A 19583-nucleotide genomic window follows, 5' to 3' on the forward strand; every position below is an offset into this window, starting at 1 on the left:
TGGCCCCGTCCGGCACCGCTGAGCCGGGCGGGCCGGGCGGGCCGGGCTACGGACGGTCGTCGCGCTCGCCGTCCCCCGGCCCCGCGACGGGGCACCACGGCGGAACCGGAACCGGAACCGGTCGGCGCTTGCACGGGACGGACAGGACGGGACGGCACCGGACGGGAAACCGACAGGAGAAGGGGAACCCATGCGCATCGGCTTTCTCGGCGCCGGCCGGATCGGCGCCTTCCACGCGGAGGCCCTGCTCGCCACGCCCGGTGTCGACGAACTCGTCATCGGGGACGTGGACCGCGGCCGGGCCGCCGCGCTGGCCGGGCGGACCGGGGCGACGGCGGCCGAGTCGGTGGACGCCGTCTTCGCCGCGGGCGTCGACGCGGTCGTGATCGCCACCGCGACCGCCTCGCACGCCGCGCTGATCACCCGCGCGGCCCGCGCCGGGCTGCCCGCGTACTGCGAGAAGCCCGTCGCCACGGACCTGGCCGGAACGGTGACCGCCCTGCGGGAGGTCGAACGCGCCGGGACCCTGCTCCAGATGGGGTTCCAGCGGCGGTTCGACGCCGGCTACCTGGCGGCCCGCGAGGCGCTGCGCACCGGCCGGCTCGGACGGCTGCACACCGTACGGGCCGTCACCTCCGACCCCGCACCGCCGCCGCCCGCCTTCCTGCCGCTGTCCGGCGGGCTGATCCGGGACTGTCTGGTGCACGACTTCGACGCCGTGCGGTGGCTGACGGGCCGTGAGGTGGTCGAGGCGTTCGCGACCGGGACGAACGGCGGGGCCGCCTTCTTCCGCGAGGCCGGCGACGTCGACACGGCCGCCGCGCTGCTCACCCTGGACGACGGCACGCTGGTCACCGCGACCGCCACCCGCTACAACGGCGCCGGCTACGACGTGCGGATGGAACTCTCCGGCGAGCGGGACCAGTTCGTAGTCGGCCTGGACGACCGGACGCCGTTCACCTCCGCCGAGCCCGGCGGGCCGCCCGCCCCCGAGCGCCCCTGGACGGGCTTCCTGGAGCGCTTCGCCCCCGCCTACCGCGCCGAGCTGGCCGCCTTCGTCCGCGCGGCCCGCGGGGAGGCCCCGAACCCCTGCTCCGGCGAGGAGGCGCTGCACGCGCTGCTGGTCGCCGAGGCCTGCGAACTCTCCCGCGCCGAGCACCGGCCGGTGCGGCCCGCGGAGCTGGTCGAACGGATCGCCGGTCCGGCCTGAGGGCGGAGAGCCGCGGGCTGAGGGCTGAGAGCGGAGGGCTGAGAGCCGCGGACCACGGGCCGGGGGGCTCCGGGCACCGGGCACCGGGCACCGAGGTCCGAGGTCCGAGGTCCGAGGTCCGAGGTCCGAGGTCCGAAGACGGCGAATCCAGACGGCCGGACATGGTTCCGTCCGGGCTGTCCGGCTCTCGCGACAGTTGTCACCGGTTCGCTGATGTCGTGTCACAGCCGGTCGACAGAGCTCCACCCCGGTCACGGGGTGTCGTTGACCGGACACAGGCGAACTGATCATCAGCGGTGCGCCGCAGTCCCCCGACGGCTCTCCCCCGGGCCCGTTGCTGCGGTCCCGCGAGGAAGGTGCGTTGGATGACCGACCGCAGGCTGTGGTCCTACAAGGAGATCGCCGCACACATCAGCGTGCAGACCGACACCGTCCGCTCGTACCGGAAGCACGGACTGCTGCCGCCGCCGGACCATGTGGAGAGCGGCAAGCCCTACTGGTACGCGGACACGATCCGCGGCTGGGTCAGCAGACGGCCGAGCAACCGGCGCTCACGGGACTGAGGCACGCAGGCACGGACGTGCGGCCGCACCCCCACCCCCGCCGGCCGCACCACGCCGCACCGTTCGCACCACGGATCGCACCACGCCGTTCCCTCCACGCGGTCCGGCCGTTCACCTCGCGGCCCGGGCGTTCGCTAACACGGTCCGGTCGTCCACCTCGCGGCCCGGGCGCTCGCCTTCGTGGCCCGGCCGTTCACCTCCGCGGGGAGCCCCGCCGCGAGCCCGTCCCGTCGATGCCCCGGGGCCGGTCGGGGTGACCCGATGCCGGCCGCTCTCGTGCCGCAGGCGCGGCGAGTGACGCGCAGACGCACGCCCCGGCCGCCACCGCGCCGCCCCCGCACACCGCTTCGGGGCGAGCCGGACCGAGGGCACGAGCGGATCCGGAACCGGGTTCATCGACCCGGCCAGGGGCGGCACCCAGGCCAGGGCCGGATTCGGGACCGGGACCGGGACCGAAGGCTGCCCGCCCCTCGGACTGCGTCCGGCCGGAACGCCCCTGACCACCACCCGCCCCGACCGGGTCCGTGCCGTCGGCCGAACGATTCCCGCCGCTCCCCGGGGGGCTCCCCGCCGCGCCGCGCAGCCCGCCGTACCCAGCGGCGCCCGCCACCGGACCGCCCGAGGCCACCTCGGACCCGGGAGCCGCACCATCGGCGACCGCACCACCTGCCACCGGCTCGTCCGCAGCCGCCCCACCGGCCGAGCCGTCAGCCGTCCCAGCGTCGGGCCCTGAGGCACGCCCGACGGCAGGCCCGGCGGCTGACCCAGTGGCCGATCCGGCGGTGGGCCCGGCGGCGGGCCCGGCGGTGGGCCCGGCAACCGGCCCGTCAGCCGGCCCGTCAGCCGGCCCGTCAGCCGGCCCGGCGACCGGCTCCTCACCACGGCGGGACCGCCCCCGCCAGAGGTACCCCCGGCTGCCCGCCGACTGCACCAGCGCGCCCACCCCGGCCACCAGTGCGGACAGCCCGATCCCGAGGAGGGCGGCGTAGAACGGGTCGCCCGCCGCCGCGCTGCCCACGTAGCCCAGGCCCACGGAGTACGTCGCCCAGACGACCTCGGCGATACCCGCGCCGAGGAGATAGCGGCGGACGGGGTACCGGACGACACCCGCGGCCAGCGCGCCGACCAGGCGCCCGCTCGGCAGGAAGCGGGCGGCGATGACGAACGGCACACCGTGCCGCTGGATCTGCAGCGTGGTCCAGTCCAGGAGTGCCCGCCGCCGGCGGCTGCGCTCCGCCCAGCGCTGCACCGGACCGCTGAAGCGGCGGCCCGCCAGGTTCATCAGCAGATCCCCGAGGAGTGCGCTGCCGGCGACGACCAGCAGGACCAGCGCGAGGTTCAGGCTGCCCTGCGACGCCAGTACGCCCGCGGCCACCAGCAGCCCGGAGTTCGGCACCAGGGGCGGGAGCGTCGTCAGCGCCAGCAGCGCGTACGCCCACAGCACGTCCATGCCGACCGCCCCTCGCCCGGACCGCCGCCCTCCGCCCCGCTTCGCACCGAAGCGCGGATCACGTACCGACGGCCGTCACCGGTCTCGACGTCGACTCCGATGACGATGTCGGCTTCCCGGCCTGCTTCGGGCCTGCATCGGAGCCGAACAGGTGCTGACCCCGGCCACCCGAAACGCGCATCTCGGTCAAAGCGCACGAATAGCGGCTATTGAGACACCAGCGTACCCGCGGGAACCCGGCGGGACCTGCGGGCGACCCCTGAGAGGGACAGCCACGACGAAGGACCGGCCCCCGGGCCCCATCGAGTCCGAGCAACCCCACAACCCAGCAGACCCGCGGCTTCCCGAGCGGCCACCGATCCACCACCGATCCACCACCGGCCCACCACCGCCACCCCGAACGCGACCCCGGAGGAGAAATACCCCCTGGGGGTATAGTGGACAGCGTTCAGGGCGCACCGGGGGCATCCCGAGGCACCCTGGTGGACAACGACCTCGTAGTACCGGACAGGAGAAGCACCATGACCGCCGAGACCGCGACCGGCACCGTCACCACCACCTACCGGGTCACCGGAATGACCTGCGGCCACTGCGAGGGCGCGGTGACCGAGGAGGTCTCCGCGCTCGACGGGGTCCGCTCCGTCGAGGCCGTGGCCGCCACCGGGCTCGTCACGGTCACCTCCGCGGCCGCGCTGGACGAGGCGGCCGTACGGGCCGCGGTGGACGAGGCCGGCTTCGAGCTCGCCGGGCAGGCCTGACCCGGAGGCGGCCCGTGAGGTGGAACGGGCCCGCGGGGACGGGCTTTTCGGAAGCACCGCCTCCGGCCCGCACCAACCGCCCCCGCCACACGGCCCGCCCCGCACCGGCCGCCTCCCCCTCACAGCCCGTCCCGCGCCGGCCGCCTCCCGGCCCGCTCCGCCCGGCCGCACCCCACTCGGCCCCAGAGCACCTCGCCGGACGGCACTCGGCCACCGCACCCCGCTCCGCACCATCCAGCGACTGCACGGCCCGGCCCGCGCCCACCAGCCGCAGAGCCCGGCCCTCCTCCTGAGGAGACCCGCATGACCAGCACGGCACCGGAGACCCCCGTCACGGACGGCTCGGCAGCCCCGGACGCCTCGGCGGCCCCGGACACCCCGGACGCCTCGCACGTCGAACTGACCATCGGCGGCATGACGTGCGCGTCCTGCGCCGCGCGCGTCGAGAAGAAGCTCAACCGGATGGAGGGCGTCACCGCCACCGTCAACTTCGCCACCGAGAAGGCCAAGGTCGCGTACGGGTCCGGGGTCGGGATCGCCGATCTCATCGCCACGGTGGAGCGCACCGGTTACACGGCCGAGCAGCCCCCGCCCCCGGAACCCGAGGAGCCGCAGCGGTCCGCGGCGGACGCCACCACGGCCGAGGACGGCGGCGCGAGCGGCGGGGGCACCCCGCAGGACGCCGAGCTCGCCGCGCTCCGGCAGCGGCTGCTGGTCTCACTCGTCCTGTCCGTGCCGGTGGTGCTCCTGGCGATGGTGCCGGCGCTGCAGTTCGACAACTGGCAGTGGCTCTCGCTGACGCTGGCCGCCCCCGTCGTGGTGTGGGGCGCGCTGCCGTTCCACCGGGCCGCCTGGACCAACGCCCGGCACGGCGCGGCCACCATGGACACCCTGGTCTCGGTGGGCACGCTGGCCGCCTTCGGCTGGTCCCTGTGGGCGCTGTTCCTCGGCGACGCGGGGATGACGGGCATGCGGCACGGCTTCGACGTCGCCGGCTCCCGCGCGGACGCCGCGTCGACGATCTATCTGGAGGTCGCGGCCGGGGTGACGACGTTCATCCTGCTCGGCCGCTATCTGGAGGCGAAGGCCAAGCGCCGGGCGGGCGCGGCGCTGCGGGCCCTGCTGGAGCTGGGCGCCAAGGACGTGGCCGTGCTGCGTCCCGACGGCCGGGAGGAGCGCATCCCCGCCGCCCGGCTCGCCGTCGGCGACCGGTTCGTGGTCCGTCCCGGCGAGAAGATCGCCACGGACGGCACGGTGGTTGAGGGCAGCTCCGCCGTGGACGCCGCCCTGCTGACCGGGGAGTCCGTACCGGCGGACGTGACCGTCGGCGACGGGGTGACCGGCGCGACGGTGAACGCCGGCGGCCGGCTGGTCGTGGAGGCCACCCGGGTCGGCGCGGACACCCAGCTGGCCCGGATGGCGAAGCTCGTCGAGGACGCGCAGAACGGCAAGGCCGAGGTGCAGCGGCTCGCCGACCGGATCTCCGGGATCTTCGTGCCTGTGGTGCTGCTGATCTCGGTCGGCACCCTGGTGGCGTGGCTGCTGGCGACCAACGACATCACCGCGGCGTTCACCGCGGCCGTGGCCGTACTGATCATCGCCTGCCCCTGCGCCCTGGGGCTGGCCACCCCGACCGCGCTCATGGTCGGCACCGGACGCGGCGCGCAGCTCGGCATCCTCATCAAGGGCCCCGAGGTGCTGGAGTCGACCCGGCGGGTGGACACCGTCGTCCTGGACAAGACGGGCACGGTGACCACCGGGCGGATGGCCTTCCAGGGTGTGATCACCGCCGAGGGGACGACGGAGGCGGAGCTGCTGCGGCTCGCCGGCCCGCTGGAGCACGCCTCTGAGCATCCGGTGGCCCGCGCGATCGCCGCCGGAGCGGCCGAGCGCACCGGTCCGCTGCTCGTGCCGGAGAGCTTCGAGAACGTCCCCGGCCTGGGGGTGCGGGGCGTCGTGGACGGCCATGAGGTCGTCGTCGGCCGCGAGAAGCTCCTGGCGGAGCACTCCGTGACCGTGCCGGAGCGGCTGGCGGAGGCGAAGGCCGCGGCGGAGGCCGAGGGCCGGACCACGGTCCTGGTCGCCTGGGACGGCGCGGCGCGCGGGGTGCTGACCGTCGCGGACACCGTCAAGGAGTCGAGTGCCGCCGCCGTGGCGGAGCTGCGCCGGCTGGGGCTGACGCCGGTGCTGCTCACGGGCGACAACCGGGCCGTGGCCGAGGCGGTGGCCCGCGCCGTCGGCATCGACGAGGTGGTGGCCGAGGTGCTGCCGGAGGACAAGGTGGACGCGGTGCGCCGGCTCCAGGGCGAGGGCCGGACGGTCGCGATGGTGGGCGACGGCGTCAATGACGCGGCCGCGCTGGCCACCGCCGATCTGGGCCTGGCCATGGGCACGGGCACGGACGCCGCGATCGAGGCGGGCGACCTGACGCTGGTCCGGGGCGACCTCCGGGTGGCGGCGGACGCCATCCGGCTCGCCCGCCGGACGCTGGCCACCATCAAGGGCAATCTGGGCTGGGCCTTCGGCTACAACCTGGCGGCCCTGCCGCTGGCCGCGGCCGGGCTGCTCAACCCGATGATCGCGGGGGCGGCGATGGCGTTCTCCTCGGTCTTCGTGGTGACCAACAGCCTCCGCCTGAGGCGTTTCAACTGATCCCGACAGGAGCGCACCCGCGGCCCAACCGATCTGGACACGATCACTACGGCCGAAGCCCTTCCCATCAGGCCGGGACTTTTACATAATCCCCACATGGCCCACAACACGTCTACGCGAGGGCCTCGATCTCCTAATCGAGGCTCTTGCCCGTGTTGGTGCGCATATGGCAAGAGACCTAGATCACAGGGGTTGGAACGTAACCATTCCAGGGGGTCGTGAGTCTAACCGTGCGATGCCAGCACTCCCGGCGGAGTGACGGCATCGGCCAGACCGGGTGCGTCTTGGGGGACGGACCGGGTTGTGCGTGGCCGGGACCCGTGCCCGGGGAGCTTTGAGCGGCCCTCCCGAACGTACGCGTCCCGGCAGATCGCACGGGCACGCAGAGAGCACCACTGCGGCCAGCAGACGCCCGGCCGGATCCCGTGGGGGGAATCCGATCCGGGGAAGGGGAAGCGCTCCGCCGATCGACCCGTGGGGGGATCGATCGCGGGGCGCTTCTTCGTTTCCGCGCCGCCGTTCCGTTTCCGCGCCGCCGTTCCGTTTCCGCGCCGCTTCTTCGTTCCCGCGCAGCGTTTCGTTCTCCGCGCCGCCTCTTCGTTCTCCGCGCCGCTTCTTCGTTTTCCCCCGCCGCGTTCTCGCTTCGCCCGGCACTCCCGCCCCGCACAGCGCCCGCTCCGGGCCCCTGCACGCCCTCAGCGGCACCCCCCGGAGCGCTCTGCCATGGGCTCGGCCCGCCCCGGACACACGTCCGCGCCCCGGCCCCCTACGAGGCCGGAGCGCGGACACATGACGCGGCGGAGGCGGCTCAGCGCTCCTCGACGGGGACGAAGTCCCGCTCGACGACGCCGGTGTAGATCTGGCGCGGGCGGCCGATGCGGGAGCCCGGCTCCTTGATCATCTCGTGCCACTGGGCGATCCAGCCGGGGAGCCGGCCGAGCGCGAACAGCACGGTGAACATCTCGGTCGGGAAGCCCATGGCCCGGTAGATCAGGCCGGTGTAGAAGTCGACGTTCGGGTAGAGCTTGCGCTCCACGAAGTAGTCGTCGGCGAGGGCGTGCTCCTCGAGCTTCAGCGCGATGTCGAGCAGCTCGTCGGACTTGCCGAGGGCCGAGAGGACGTCGTGCGCCGCCGCCTTGATGATCTTCGCCCGGGGGTCGAAGTTCTTGTAGACGCGGTGCCCGAAGCCCATGAGCTTCACGCCGTCTTCCTTGTCCTTCACCTTGCGGATGAAGGTGTCGACGTCGCCGCCGGCGTTCTTGATGCCCTCGAGCATCTCCAGCACCGACTGGTTGGCGCCACCGTGCAGGGGGCCCCACAGCGCGCTGATGCCCGCGGAGATCGAGGCGAACATGTTCGCCTGCGAGGAGCCGACGAGACGCACGGTCGAGGTGGAGCAGTTCTGCTCGTGGTCGGCGTGCAGGATGAGGAGCTTGTCCAGGGCGCTGACCACGACCGGGTCCAGGTCGTACTCGGCCGCGGGCACGGAGAACGTCATGCGCAGGAAGTTCTCGACGTAGCCCAGGTCGTTGCGCGGGTAGACGATCGGGTGGCCGACCGACTTCTTGAACGCGTACGCCGCGATCGTCGGGAGCTTGGCCAGCAGCCGGACGGTCGACAGGTGGCGCTGCTGCTCGTCGAACGGGTTGTGGCTGTCCTGGTAGAACGTGGACAGCGCGCTGACCACGGAGGACAGCATCGCCATCGGGTGCGCGTCCCGCGGGAAGCCGTCGTAGAAGCGCTTGACGTCCTCGTGCAGCAGTGTGTGCTGGGTGATCTCGGTGCGGAACGCCGCCAGCTCGTCGACGGTCGGCAGCTCACCGTTGATCAGCAGGAACGCGGTCTCGAGGAAGGTGCTGCGCTCGGCGAGCTGCTCGATCGGGTAACCGCGGTACCGGAGGATGCCCTGCTCGCCGTCGAGGTAGGTGATCCCCGATTTGTACGCGGCGGTGTTGCCGTAGCCGCTGTCCAGGGTCACCAGACCGGTCTGGGCTCGGAGCTTCCCGATGTCGAAGCCCTTGTCGCCGACCGTGCTGCCGACGACCGGGTAGCTGTATTCGCCGTCCCCGTACCGCAGTACTACAGAGTTGTCGCTCACGTCATCCCTCACCGACGTTGTGCCTCTTCTACGAGGTGCCCTGACTGTCTCCAGCTTCCCCCATTTGGTGCGAGAGCGTGCACTCGGGGTCGGCCACGAAGCCTGTTTATGGCACGCAGTGCCGCGCGTGCGGTGACATCCTGCTCCCCTTCGCCCCGATTAGGAAACGCGGGCGACACGAGAACCTGCCCCGACGGCCCCGCTGAGCCGGTGGTCCAGCGCCGTGAAGCGCCGCCCCGCGGAGACCGTCCGCACCGCCTGGCCGAGCGCCCGGCGCGAGCCCACCAGCACGACCAGCCGTTTTGCTCGGGTGACGGCCGTGTAGAGCAGATTCCGCTGGAGCATCATCCAGGCTCCGGTGGTGACGGGTATCACCACGGCCGGATACTCGCTGCCCTGCGAGCGGTGGATCGTCACCGCGTAGGCGTGGGCGAGCTCGTCCAGCTCGTCGAAGTCGTAGGGCACCTCCTCGTCCTCGTCCGTGAGCACGGTGAGCCGCTGGTCCACGGTGTTCAGCGAGGTCACCACGCCCACGGTGCCATTGAAGACCCCGTTGGCACCTTTGTCATAGTTGTTTCGGATCTGTGTGACCTTATCGCCGACCCGGAAGATCCGGCCGCCGAAGCGCCGCTCCGGAAGGTCCGGGCGCGCCGGGGTGACGGCCTGCTGGAGCAGCCCGTTGAGCGTCCCCGCGCCGGCCGGACCGCGGTGCATCGGCGTCAGCACCTGGACGTCCCGGCGCGGGTCGAGCCCGAACTTCGCGGGGATGCGGCGGGCCACCACGTCGACCGTCAGCCGCCCGGCCTCCTCGGTGTCCTCCTCGGCGAACAGGAAGAAGTCCGGCAACCCCTGAGTGATGGGCGGCACCCCGGAGTTGATGCGGTGGGCGTTGGTCACCACGCCCGACTGCTGCGCCTGCCGGAAGATGCGGGTGAGGCGCACGGCCGGCACCGGGCTGTCGGGCGCCAGCAGGTCCCGCAGCACCTCCCCCGCGCCGACGGACGGGAGTTGGTCCACATCCCCGACCAGCAGCAGATGGGCGCCCGGCGGCACCGCCTTCACCAGCTTGTTGGCGAGCAGCAGATCGAGCATCGACGCCTCGTCGACCACGACCAGGTCGGCGTCGAGGGGCCGGTCCGCGTCGTACGCCGCGTCCCCGCCGGGCTTCAGCTCCAGGAGCCGGTGAACGGTGGAGGCCTCCGCGCCGGTCAGCTCGGACAGCCGCTTGGCCGCCCGGCCGGTCGGGGCCGCCAGGATCACCTTGGCCTGCTTGGCGCGGGCCAGCTCCACCACGGAGCGCACCGTGAAGGACTTGCCGCAGCCCGGGCCGCCGGTCAGCACCGCGACCTTCTCGGTCAGCGCCAGCCGCACCGCCTGCTGCTGCTCGGGCGCCAGGTCCGCGCCGGTCCGGCCGGCGAGCCAGCCGAGCGCGGCGTCCCAGTCCACGGCACGGAAGGCGGGCAGCCGGTCCTCCTCGGTGCGCAGCAGCCGGTGCAGCCTGCCGGTCAGCGAGAGTTCGGCGCGGTGGAACGGCACCAGATAGACCGCGGAGACCGGCTCCCCGCCGTCGGGGCCGGGCACCGGCTCGCGGACCACGCCCTCCTCCTCGGCGGCGAGTTCACCCAGACAGTCGATGACCAGCCCGGTGTCCACCTGGAGGAGCTTCACGGCGTCGGCGATCAGCTGCTCCTCGGGGAGGTAGCAGTGGCCGTTGTCGGCGGACTGCGACAGGGCGTACTGCAGGCCCGCCTTGACCCGCTCGGGGCTGTCGTGCGGGATGCCGACGGCCTGGGCGATCCGGTCGGCGGTGAGGAAGCCGATGCCCCAGACGTCGGCGGCCAGCCGGTACGGCTCGTTCTTCACCACCGCGATGGAGGCGTCGCCGTACTTCTTGTAGATGCGGACGGCGATGGAGGTGGAGACCCCGACCCCCTGAAGGAAGACCATGACCTCCTTGATGGCCTTCTGCTCCTCCCACGCCGCGCCGATCAGCTTCGTGCGCTTGGGGCCGAGGCCCGGGACCTCGATGAGCCGCTCGGTGTCCTGTTCGATGACGTCCAGGGTGTCGATGCCGAAGTGGTCGACGATCCGCTCGGCGATGCGCGGTCCGATGCCCTTGATCAGGCCGGAGCCGAGATAGCGGCGGATGCCCTGGACGGTGGCGGGCAGGACGGTCGTGTAGTTCTCGACGGTGAACTGCTTGCCGTACTGCGGGTGGGAGCCCCAGCGGCCCTCCATGCGCAGCGACTCGCCCGGCTGCGCGCCGAGCAGGGAGCCGACGACGGTCAGAAGGTCCCCGCTGCCGCGGCCGGTGTCGACCCGGGCGACCGTGTAGCCGTTCTCCTCGTTGGCGTAGGTGATCCGCTCCAGGACCCCTTCGAGCACCGCCAGTTGCACCATGCGGCGACGGTACCGCCCGGCACCGACACCGGGGAGGCCCCCTGGGGAGCCGCCGCCCTGCGCACGGACGGGAGGGGCGGCGCGGGTGTGGACGACCTGTGGGGAGAGGTCACGATCCGGTGTCGGGGTCTTGCGGGCGCTCCGTGTAATCGATTCCAATCGGGCGCTGTAATCGATTCCACGAAGGAGTGCGTCGATGGCGGGCATCAAGGATGTGGCCTCCCGTGCGGGGGTCTCCGTCGCGACGGTGTCGCGGGTCCTCAACGACCACCCGGCCGTCCGGGCCGACACCCGTGCCCGGGTGCTGGCCGCCGTCGCCGACCTGGGCTACCGCCCCAACACCCTGGCCCGCTCCCTGCGCACCGACCAGACCCGCACCCTCGGGCTGGTGATCAGCGACGTGCTGAACCCGTTCTTCACCCTGCTGGCGCGCTCCGTGGAGGACGAGGCGCGGGCGCTCGGCTACAGCGTCATCATCGGCAACGCCGACGAGCAGCCGGACCTCCAGGACCACCATGTGCGCACCCTGCTGGACCGGCGGATCGACGGTCTGCTGGTCAGCCCCACCGACGGCGGCTCCCCGCTGATGCTGGACGCGGCCCGCTCCGGCACCCCGATGGTCTTCGTGGACCGCTGGATCCCCGGTGTGGACGTCCCCGTCGTCCGCACCGACGGCCGGACCGCCGTCCGGGAGCTGGTCGCCCACCTGTACGCCCTCGGCCACCGGCGGCTCGCCATCATCGCCGGGCCCGCCGCGACCACCACCGGCAGCGAGCGGGTCGACGCCTTCCGCGAGGCGCTGAGCGAGCACGGTCTGGAGCTGCCCGAGGAGTACGTGGGACAGGGCGACTTCCAGGCGGACAGCGGGCGCCGCGCCACCGCCCGGTTCCTCGCCCTGCCCCGTCCGCCCGAGGTGATCTTCGCCGCGGACAACCTGATGGCGCTGGGCGCTATGGACGAGATCCGGGCCCGCGGCCTGCGGGTCCCGGACGACGTGGCGCTGGCCGCCTTCGACGACATCGCGTGGTTCGTGCACACCGACCCGCCGATCACCGCCATCGCCCAGCCCACCGGAGAGCTCGGCACCCGGGCCGTCCGCGCCCTGGTCGAACGGCTGGAGGGACGCACCCCGCCGTCCGTCACCCTGTCCGCCCGTCTCATGGTCCGCCGCTCCTGCGGCGCGTCCGCCCCCGAAGGGAGCACCCGTTGACAGACGTCGAGAAGACCGCGGCGCAGGCCGAACTGCTGCGCATGGAGGGGGGTGCGCAAGACGTTCCCCGGGGTGGTGGCGCTGGACGGCGTCGACTTCGACCTGCGCGCCGGGGAGGTGCACGTCCTCCTCGGGGAGAACGGCGCGGGCAAGAGCACCCTGATCAAGGCCCTCTCGGGGGCGCACCGGCCGGACGACGGGCGCATTCTGGTCGACGGGCGCCCGGTCCGGATCCAGGGCGCCCAGGACGCCGAGCGGTTCGGGATCGCCACGATCCACCAGGAGTTCAACCTGGTCCCGGACCTGAGCGTCGCCGAGAACATCTTCCTGGGCCGCCAGCCGCGCCGGTTCGGGTTCGTCGACCGCCGGCGGATGCACGCGGACGCCGCGGAGCTGCTGGCCCGGGTGGGCGTGGACGTCTCCCCGCAGGCCCGGGTCCGGGACCTGGGCATCGCCCGGCTCCAGATGGTCGAGATCGCCAAGGCACTCAGCCTGAACGCCCGCGTCCTGATCATGGACGAGCCGACCGCCGTGCTCACCGGCAAGGAGGTCGACAAGCTCTTCCGGATCGTCCGCGCGCTGCGGGCGGACGGCGTGGGGATCGTCTTCATCACCCACCACCTGGAGGAGATCGCCGCGCTCGGCGACCGGGTCACCGTGCTCCGGGACGGCCGCAGCGTCTCCCAGGTCCCGGCGGACACGCCGGAGGACGAGCTGGTACGGCTGATGGTGGGCCGCAGCATCGAGCAGCAGTACCCGCGGGAGCGGACGGATGCCGCTCAGCCGTCCGCCGCTGCTGAGGCGGCCCCGCTGCTGCGGGTCTCCGGGCTGACCCGGCGCGGCCACTTCCAGGACGTCGGCTTCGAGGTGCGGGCCGGTGAGGTGGTCGGGCTGGCCGGACTGGTCGGCGCGGGCCGCACCGAGGTGGCGCGGGCGGTGTTCGGCGCCGACCCGTACGACTCCGGCACCGTCGAGGTGCTGGGCGACCGCCTGCCGCGGCACGATGTGAACGCCGCGCTGGCCGCGGGCATCGGTCTGGTGCCGGAGGACCGCAAGGGCCAGGGCCTGGTGCTGGACGCCTCCGTGCAGGAGAACCTGGGTCTGGTCACGCTGCGCCGCGCCAGCCGGGCGGGCCTGGTGGACCGGTCCGGGCAGCGCGCCGCGGCGGCCCGGATCGCCGAGCAGCTGGCCGTCCGGATGGCCGGGCTCGACCAGCGGGTGCGCACCCTCTCCGGCGGCAACCAGCAGAAGGTCGTCATCGGCAAGTGGCTGCTGGCCGAGAGCCGGGTGCTGATCCTCGACGAGCCGACCCGCGGGATCGACGTGGGCGCCAAGGTCGAGATCTACCAGCTCGTCAACGAGCTGACGGCGTCCGGCCACGCGGTGCTGATGATCTCCAGCGACCTCCCCGAGGTGCTGGGCATGAGCGACCGGGTCCTGGTCATGTCCCAGGGCCGGCTCGCGGGCGAGCTGAGCCATCGGGAGGCGACCCAGGACGCCGTCATGGCGCTGGCGCTGCAGTCGGGTGACGAGGCGGCGGAGCCGGGAGCTTCGTCGGCGGCTGCTGCGGCGGCGCGGACCGGCCAGGGGCCGGGCTCCCCGGGAACGGCCGTCGGCAAGGAGGCCGGAACGCCCCCGCCCGAGGACTCCGATGCTTCCTCGGACGGTGCCTCCTCGACCGGTGCCTCCTCATCCGGCGCCTCCTCGACCGAGGCGTCCTCGTCCGACACCCCCACACCCGACGCCACGCCGTCCGCCCGGGACCACACACGGCACGACGACTCGCACGACATGGAGGGATCCCGTGGCCACTGAGACACTTCGAGGCAGCGACAACGGCCCGGGCACAGGCCTGAAGCGCAAGGACGGCGGTGCGACGGCGGTGCTCCGCCGGGTGCTGCTGGACAACGGCGCGCTCAGCGCCCTGGTGGTCCTCGTGGTCGCGATGTCGCTGCTGTCCGGCGACTTCCTGACGACGCAGAACCTCCTCAACGTCGGCGTGCAGGCCGCGGTCACCGCCATCCTGGCCTTCGGCGTCACCTTCGTCATCGTGTCGGCGGGCATCGACCTGTCCGTGGGCTCGGTGGCCGCCCTCTCGGCCACCGTGCTGGCCTGGACCTCCACGCAGCAGGGCGTTCCGGTGGTGCCGGCCGTGCTGCTGGCCGTCGGCACCGGCATCGCCTGCGGCCTGGTCAACGGCGCGCTGATCTCCTTCGGGAAGCTGCCGCCGTTCATCGCCACCCTGGCGATGCTGTCGATCGGCCGCGGTCTGGCCCTGGTCATCTCGCAGGGCAGCCCCATCGCGTTCCCGGACCCGGTGGCCGCGATCGGCGAGACGCTCGGCGGCTGGCTGCCGGTGCCGGTGCTCGTGATGATCGTCATGGGCCTGCTGACCGCAGTCATCCTGGTCCGCACCTACATCGGCCGCTCGATGTACGCGATCGGCGGCAACGAGGAGGCCGCCCGGCTCTCCGGGATCCGGGTCAAGCGGCAGAAGCTCGTCATCTACGCGCTCTCCGGCGGCTTCGCGGCCGTGGCCGGCATCGTGCTGGCGTCCCGGCTGGCCTCCGCCCAGCCCCAGGCGGCGTACGGCTACGAGCTGGACGCGATCGCCGCGGTCGTCATCGGCGGCGCCAGCCTGTCCGGCGGTGTCGGCAAGGCCTCCGGCACGTTCATCGGGGCGCTGATCCTCGCCGTCCTCCGCAACGGTCTCAACCTGCTGTCGGTGTCCGCCTTCTGGCAGCAGGTGGTCATCGGTGTCGTCATCGCGCTGGCGGTGCTCCTCGACACCCTGCGCCGCCGCAGCTCCTGATCTCCCCCCACTGAAGTCCCCCGCCCCCTCCCTGCAAGGAAGCAGTCATGGGTACCAGGAAGTCCCTCACCGTCGCCGCCTCCGTCGCCGCGCTCGCCCTCACGGCCACCGCCTGCAACTCCGCCTCCGGCGGCTCGGGCGGCACCAAGGTCGGCCTGTCGGTCTCCACCCTCAACAACCCCTTCTTCGTGCAACTGAAGGAGGGGGCGCAGGCGGAGGCCAAGTCCTCGGGTGTCGAGCTCAATGTCACCGACGCGCAGAACGACGCCTCCCAGCAGGCCAACCAGCTGATGAACTTCACCAGCCAGAACGTGAAGTCGATCATCGTGAACCCGGTGGACTCCGACGCCGCGGGCCCGTCCGTCAAGGCCGCGAACAACGCCGACATCCCGGTGGTGGCCGCCGACCGCGGGGTGAACAAGGCCGACATCGCCACCACCGTCGCCTCCGACAACGTCGCGGGCGGCCGGCTCGCCGCCAAGCAGCTGGCCGACCAGCTGGGCGGCAAGGGGACGATCGTCGTCCTCCAGGGCACCGCGGGCACCTCGGCCTCCCGGGAGCGCGGCAAGGGCTTCCTGGAGGGCATCAAGAAGTTCCCGGACATCAAGGTGGCGGCCAAGCAGCCCGCCGACTTCGACCGAGCCAAGGGCCTGGACGTCATGACCAACCTGCTCCAGTCCCACTCCAAGGTCGCCGGAGTCTTCGCGGAGAACGACGAGATGGCGCTCGGCGCGATCAAGGCGCTGGGCGGCAAGGCGGGCAAGAGCGTGAAGGTCGTGGGCTTCGACGGCACGCCGGACGGCCTGAAGGCGGTCAAGGGCGGCACGCTGGCCGCGACCGTCGCGCAGCAGCCGAAGGAACTCGGCAAGCTGGCAGTGCGCAACGCCGTCAAGCTCGCCCAGGGCAAGAAGGTGACCGGCACGGTCAAGGTGCCGGTCAAGATCGTCACCGAGAAGAACGTCTCCGACTTCTCCTGACCCTCACCCCCGCGGGACGGGAACACGTCCCGCGGGGGACGGCCCGAAGTACCGGCGGAAGAAAGAAGGACAACGGATGCACGGCTGCGACCTGCTGGTCGTGGGCTCGGCCAATGCCGATCTGGTGGTCGGGGTCGACCGCCGCCCGGAGCCGGGAGAGACCGTCCTCGGCTCGGACCTGGCCGTCCACGCGGGTGGCAAGGGCGCCAACCAGGCGGTCGCCGCCGCCCGGCTCGGCGCCCGTACGGCGCTCCTCGCCCGGGTCGGCGACGACCCGCACGGCCGGCTGCTGCTCGGCTCGCTGGAGTCGGCCGGTGTCGACACGGCCGGGGTGCTGACCGGTGAGGCGCCGACCGGGGTCGCGCTCATCACCGTGGACCCGTCCGGCGACAACAGCATCGTCGTCTCCCCCGGTGCCAACGCCCGGCTCACCCCCGACGACGTGCGGGACGCCGGTGAGCTGCTCGCCGCCGCCCGGGTGGTCTCCCTCCAGCTGGAGATCCCGCCGGCCACGGTCGCCGCGGCGGTACGCGCCGCGGCGGAGGCGGGAACCCGCGTGGTGCTCAACCCGTCGCCGCCCGCCCCGGTGCCCGGCGACGTCCTGGCCGCCTGCGACCCGCTGGTGGTCAACGAACACGAGGCGCGCTTCCTGCTGCGGGGCCACCCGGCGGCAGGCGAGGGAGCCACTCCCGAGGCCTCCGCCCCCGAGGCCTCCGCCCCCGAGGCCTCCGCTCCCGAGGAGTGGGCGGCGGCGCTGCTGGACCGCGGCCCGCGCTCGGTCGTGGTGACCCTCGGCCCGGAGGGCGCTCTCGTCGCCCGCCCGGAGGGCACGATTCGGGTGCCCAGCCTCTCCGTCGACCCGGTGGACACCACCGGCGCGGGCGACGCCTTCACCGGCGCGCTCGCCTGGCGGCTCGGAGTGGGCGACGACCTGGAGACGGCCGTGCGGTTCGCCGTACGGGTCGGTGCGGCGGCCGTCACCCGGCCGGGGGCACAGGAGTCGTTTCCCACCGTGTCCGAGGTGGCGGAGGTGGTCCGGGCGCTCGACGACGAGGCCGAGGGGCAGCAGGGCGACGCGTCCGGTCCGGCGGGAGGGGAACGCCGGTGAAGAAGGCCGGAATACTCAACCGTCATCTCAGCGGGGCGCTGGCCCTGCTGGGGCACACGGATCTGGTGGCGGTCTGCGACGCCGGGCTGCCGATCCCCGAGGGCCCGGTCGTGGTCGACCTGGCCTTCCGGGCCGGGGTGCCGTCGTTCGCCGCGGTGCTGGAGGGACTGCTCGACGAGCTGGTGGTGGAGGCGGCAACCGCGGCCGCCGAGGTGCGGCAGGCCAATCCGGAGGTGTCCGCGCTGCTCGACGGCTTCTTCCCGGCCCCGGGACTGGAGCTGGTGCCGCACGAGGAGTTCAAGACCCGCACCCGCGGGGCGCGACTGGTGGTCCGTACGGGCGAGTCCCGTCCGTACGCGAACGTGCTGCTGCGCTGCGGGGTGCCGTTCTGACCTTGCGGGCTGTTCCGGCCCGCGGACTGTTCCGGCCCGCGGACTGTTCAGGCCCGCGGACTGTTCAGACCGCGTGCCGTTCTGACTCTGCGGGCTGTTCCGGCAGGCGTGCTGTTCCGGTCCGCGTGCCGTTCGGCTCCGCGGTGCGCTCCGGGTCCGTTGTCGATTCCCGGCCCACTGCTGATTCCGGTTCGCTGCTGATGGTGCCGGGCCCGGAGAGGCCGGGGTCCTGCACGCTGTCGGCTCCGGTCCTTGGCGCGGCCCGCGGTGCGGCGGGGTCCGGCTTCCAGGCGGCAGGCGGGTGACCTCATCGAGGGGGCCCGGTCGCAACCGGGCCCCCTCGTGGTCCCCCGCCCCCAGGCCCTTCCGGATCCCCCCGGGCTCCCCCCGACAGAGGGCCTGATGCTGACTACGACCCACAGGGGGCCGGAAGGGTTGCACGATTTCCGGCAGTTATCCATCCGTTACCCGACGTGCCGACATCTGCCGCGAGTCGTAGCGTTTGACGCATGAGCGACGAATCACTTCAAGGGGAAGTGCTGGCCGAGCTGGGTGACGACCGGATCCAGGAGCTCGCGGGCGAGCTCGGCACGGATGCCGAGGGGGCCCGCACGGTGGTCGGCACCACCGTCGCCGCTCTGCCGGGCACCCTGGGCGACGGCACACTGGCCGGGGTCCTCGGCCGGCTCACGGAGCCCACCGCGGAGACCGTCTCCCGGCAGACCGGCCTGCCGCTCGCCTCCGTCACCCGGGCCCTGGAACTGCTGCTCCCCGTGGTGCTGTCGGTGATAGCCAAACGCCGCGGAAGCCCGTCACCGAGCACGCACCGGGGCTGAGTCCCCGGATCCGGGGAGCCGGCACCGCTGACGGGTCCTAGCCGGGGTCTGCCGCTCGGGTCAGGCCCGGGCCGCCAGTCCCGATCACCCGGTTGAGCGCGTCCCGGGCGTACTCCTCGTCGTACGCCGCACCCGTCAGCAGCACTTGCAGACAGATCCCGTCGAGCAGCGCCACCAGGGCGCGTGCGGTACGCGGGTCGGTGCGCCGGGCGATCAGCTCGGTGACCTCCTCGCACCACTCGGCCGCGACGGCGCGCAGGGCGGGCCGTCGCAGCGCGGCGAGGTAGAGCTCGTACTCCAGCTCCACGCCGGCCCGGTCGCCGCCCAGCCAGTCGCCGTTCATCCGGGCCAGTTCGGCCGCGAGGTCGCAGTCGGGATCGGCGAGACAGTCGCGGTGTTCGCGCACGACCTTGGCGAAGCCCTCATTGGCCTGCCGCAACGCCGCCACCAGGAGGTCGTCGAGGGTCTTGAAGTGATAGGTGGTGGAGCCGAGCGGCACATCCGCCTCGGCCGCGACGCTGCGATGGCTGAGCCCCGCGATTCCGGCCCGGCCCACCACCCGGATCGCGGCGTCGATGATCCGCTGGCGCCGCTCGGGGTCATACCGCCGCGCCGCCGCCATCAGTGCGCACCGCCGAGACTGAGCAGCACGACACCGACGATCACGAAGGCGATCCCGGCGAGCTTGGCCGGCCCGGCCGACTCACCGAGGAAGAGGACCCCGATCGCGGCGACAGCCGCGGTGCCCACCCCGGCCCAGATCGCGTACGCGGTACCGACCTGCATCACCTTCAGGGTCTGCGCGAGCAGCGCGAAGGCGAGCAGATACCCGGCCACCGTGCCGACGGACGGCCACAGCTTGCTGAACCCCTCGCTGTACTTCATGGCCGTCGTCCCGGCCACCTCCGCCGCGATGGCCGCGGCCAGCATTCCGTATCCCATGTGTACGAGTGTACGCATCGTTGTGTACGGGCGTACGCAACTTGGGGAAACACATCTACGGATGAGGCTTCGGCCGTCCCGAACCACCAGGGACCCACCGGTCGTCCCTTACGGCCACCAGTCAGGACCGGACCACGGTCGCCACAGGTCAGGACCGGGCCACGGTCGCCACAGG

Annotated in this window: 13 protein-coding genes and 2 pseudogenes; 10 read left to right on the forward strand and 5 right to left on the reverse strand. The window is 72.9% G+C overall.

Features of this window, described 5'->3' with window-relative positions; all coding sequences use genetic code 11:
- Positions 1 to 190 precede the first annotated feature (190 nt).
- Entirely contained in the window at positions 191 to 1210 is a 1020-nt protein-coding gene (locus AC3EQ1_RS18480) for a Gfo/Idh/MocA family protein (RefSeq protein WP_432095418.1), read from the forward strand.
- A 365-nt stretch (positions 1211 to 1575) separates the two neighbouring features.
- Positions 1576 to 1773: a helix-turn-helix transcriptional regulator gene (locus tag AC3EQ1_RS18485; RefSeq protein ID WP_432095419.1), complete on the forward strand. Its 198-nt coding sequence runs from the start codon at positions 1576 to 1578 to the stop codon at positions 1771 to 1773.
- Positions 1774 to 1966: 193 nt separating this feature from the next.
- Here the strand turns inward: AC3EQ1_RS18485 and AC3EQ1_RS18490 are convergent, their stop codons facing one another.
- The gene (locus AC3EQ1_RS18490; protein WP_432095420.1) at positions 1967 to 3223 is read right to left on the reverse strand and encodes a DedA family protein; all 1257 of its coding nucleotides are present in this window, start codon (positions 3221 to 3223) and stop codon (positions 1967 to 1969) included.
- A 521-nt stretch (positions 3224 to 3744) separates the two neighbouring features.
- On the opposite strand from AC3EQ1_RS18490, the gene AC3EQ1_RS18495 reads away from it, so the two are divergent.
- Both AC3EQ1_RS18495 and AC3EQ1_RS18500 read left to right on the forward strand, forming a co-directional pair.
- On the forward strand, positions 3745 to 3981 hold the full coding sequence (locus AC3EQ1_RS18495) for a heavy-metal-associated domain-containing protein (protein ID WP_432095421.1): 237 nt from the start codon (positions 3745 to 3747) through the stop codon (positions 3979 to 3981).
- A gap of 303 nt (positions 3982 to 4284) precedes the next feature.
- The gene (locus AC3EQ1_RS18500) at positions 4285 to 6633 is read left to right on the forward strand and encodes a heavy metal translocating P-type ATPase (protein WP_432095422.1); all 2349 of its coding nucleotides are present in this window, start codon (positions 4285 to 4287) and stop codon (positions 6631 to 6633) included.
- An 808-nt stretch (positions 6634 to 7441) separates the two neighbouring features.
- Here AC3EQ1_RS18500 and AC3EQ1_RS18505 read toward each other — a convergent pair.
- Both AC3EQ1_RS18505 and recD2 read right to left on the reverse strand, forming a co-directional pair.
- Entirely contained in the window at positions 7442 to 8731 is a 1290-nt protein-coding gene (locus AC3EQ1_RS18505) for a citrate synthase (RefSeq protein ID WP_432095423.1), read from the reverse strand.
- Between the two features lie 159 nt (positions 8732 to 8890).
- Positions 8891 to 11131 (reverse strand): SF1B family DNA helicase RecD2, encoded by a 2241-nt coding sequence (recD2, locus tag AC3EQ1_RS18510; RefSeq protein ID WP_432095424.1) that lies wholly within the window; start codon positions 11129 to 11131, stop codon positions 8891 to 8893.
- A gap of 196 nt (positions 11132 to 11327) precedes the next feature.
- On the opposite strand from recD2, the gene AC3EQ1_RS18515 reads away from it, so the two are divergent.
- The 6 genes and pseudogenes from AC3EQ1_RS18515 (at position 11328) to AC3EQ1_RS18540 (ending at position 18466) form a co-directional block, all read left to right on the forward strand.
- Positions 11328 to 12341 carry a LacI family DNA-binding transcriptional regulator gene (locus AC3EQ1_RS18515; RefSeq protein ID WP_432095425.1) on the forward strand — a complete coding sequence of 338 codons (1014 nt, stop codon included), beginning with the start codon at positions 11328 to 11330 and terminating at the stop codon, positions 12339 to 12341.
- A gap of 41 nt (positions 12342 to 12382) precedes the next feature.
- Positions 12383 to 13860: pseudogene (locus AC3EQ1_RS18520) on the forward strand (sugar ABC transporter ATP-binding protein); the annotation flags it as partial.
- A 285-nt stretch (positions 13861 to 14145) separates the two neighbouring features.
- Positions 14146 to 16130 (forward strand): annotated as a pseudogene (locus tag AC3EQ1_RS18525) (ABC transporter permease/substrate-binding protein).
- A gap of 76 nt (positions 16131 to 16206) precedes the next feature.
- Positions 16207 to 17238, forward strand: a complete 1032-nt coding sequence (locus tag AC3EQ1_RS18530; RefSeq protein ID WP_432095426.1) for a ribokinase — start codon at positions 16207 to 16209, stop codon at positions 17236 to 17238.
- Positions 17235 to 17630 carry a D-ribose pyranase gene (gene rbsD, locus AC3EQ1_RS18535; RefSeq protein ID WP_432095427.1) on the forward strand — a complete coding sequence of 132 codons (396 nt, stop codon included), beginning with the start codon at positions 17235 to 17237 and terminating at the stop codon, positions 17628 to 17630. The genes AC3EQ1_RS18530 and rbsD overlap by 4 nt, the downstream gene beginning before the upstream one ends.
- A gap of 509 nt (positions 17631 to 18139) precedes the next feature.
- Positions 18140 to 18466, forward strand: coding sequence for a DUF937 domain-containing protein (locus AC3EQ1_RS18540; RefSeq protein ID WP_432095428.1), 327 nt, complete (start codon positions 18140 to 18142; stop codon positions 18464 to 18466).
- A gap of 37 nt (positions 18467 to 18503) precedes the next feature.
- Here the strand turns inward: AC3EQ1_RS18540 and AC3EQ1_RS18545 are convergent, their stop codons facing one another.
- The gene (locus AC3EQ1_RS18545; RefSeq protein ID WP_432095429.1) at positions 18504 to 19088 is read right to left on the reverse strand and encodes a TetR/AcrR family transcriptional regulator; all 585 of its coding nucleotides are present in this window, start codon (positions 19086 to 19088) and stop codon (positions 18504 to 18506) included.
- Positions 19088 to 19408, reverse strand: a complete 321-nt coding sequence (locus AC3EQ1_RS18550) for a DMT family transporter (protein WP_432095430.1) — start codon at positions 19406 to 19408, stop codon at positions 19088 to 19090. The genes AC3EQ1_RS18545 and AC3EQ1_RS18550 overlap by 1 nt, the downstream gene beginning before the upstream one ends.
- Positions 19409 to 19583: the final 175 nt, after the last annotated feature.

Source organism: Streptomyces sp. bgisy100 (genome assembly GCF_057709105.1).

What these genes read in the sequence shown, in the direction of transcription:
- AC3EQ1_RS18480 (WP_432095418.1), top strand. Translation starts at nt 191, where the DNA reads ATGCGCATCGGCTTTCTCGGCGCCGGCCGGATCGGCGCCTTCCACGCG.
- AC3EQ1_RS18485 (WP_432095419.1), top strand. Translation starts at nt 1,576, where the DNA reads ATGACCGACCGCAGGCTGTGGTCCTACAAGGAGATCGCCGCACACATC.
- AC3EQ1_RS18490 (WP_432095420.1), bottom strand. Translation starts at nt 3,223, where the DNA reads ATGGACGTGCTGTGGGCGTACGCGCTGCTGGCGCTGACGACGCTCCCG.
- AC3EQ1_RS18495 (WP_432095421.1), top strand. Translation starts at nt 3,745, where the DNA reads ATGACCGCCGAGACCGCGACCGGCACCGTCACCACCACCTACCGGGTC.
- AC3EQ1_RS18500 (WP_432095422.1), top strand. Translation starts at nt 4,285, where the DNA reads ATGACCAGCACGGCACCGGAGACCCCCGTCACGGACGGCTCGGCAGCC.
- recD2 (WP_432095424.1), bottom strand. Translation starts at nt 11,131, where the DNA reads ATGGTGCAACTGGCGGTGCTCGAAGGGGTCCTGGAGCGGATCACCTAC.
- AC3EQ1_RS18515 (WP_432095425.1), top strand. Translation starts at nt 11,328, where the DNA reads ATGGCGGGCATCAAGGATGTGGCCTCCCGTGCGGGGGTCTCCGTCGCG.
- AC3EQ1_RS18530 (WP_432095426.1), top strand. Translation starts at nt 16,207, where the DNA reads ATGCACGGCTGCGACCTGCTGGTCGTGGGCTCGGCCAATGCCGATCTG.
- AC3EQ1_RS18540 (WP_432095428.1), top strand. Translation starts at nt 18,140, where the DNA reads ATGAGCGACGAATCACTTCAAGGGGAAGTGCTGGCCGAGCTGGGTGAC.
- AC3EQ1_RS18545 (WP_432095429.1), bottom strand. Translation starts at nt 19,088, where the DNA reads ATGGCGGCGGCGCGGCGGTATGACCCCGAGCGGCGCCAGCGGATCATC.
- AC3EQ1_RS18550 (WP_432095430.1), bottom strand. Translation starts at nt 19,408, where the DNA reads ATGGGATACGGAATGCTGGCCGCGGCCATCGCGGCGGAGGTGGCCGGG.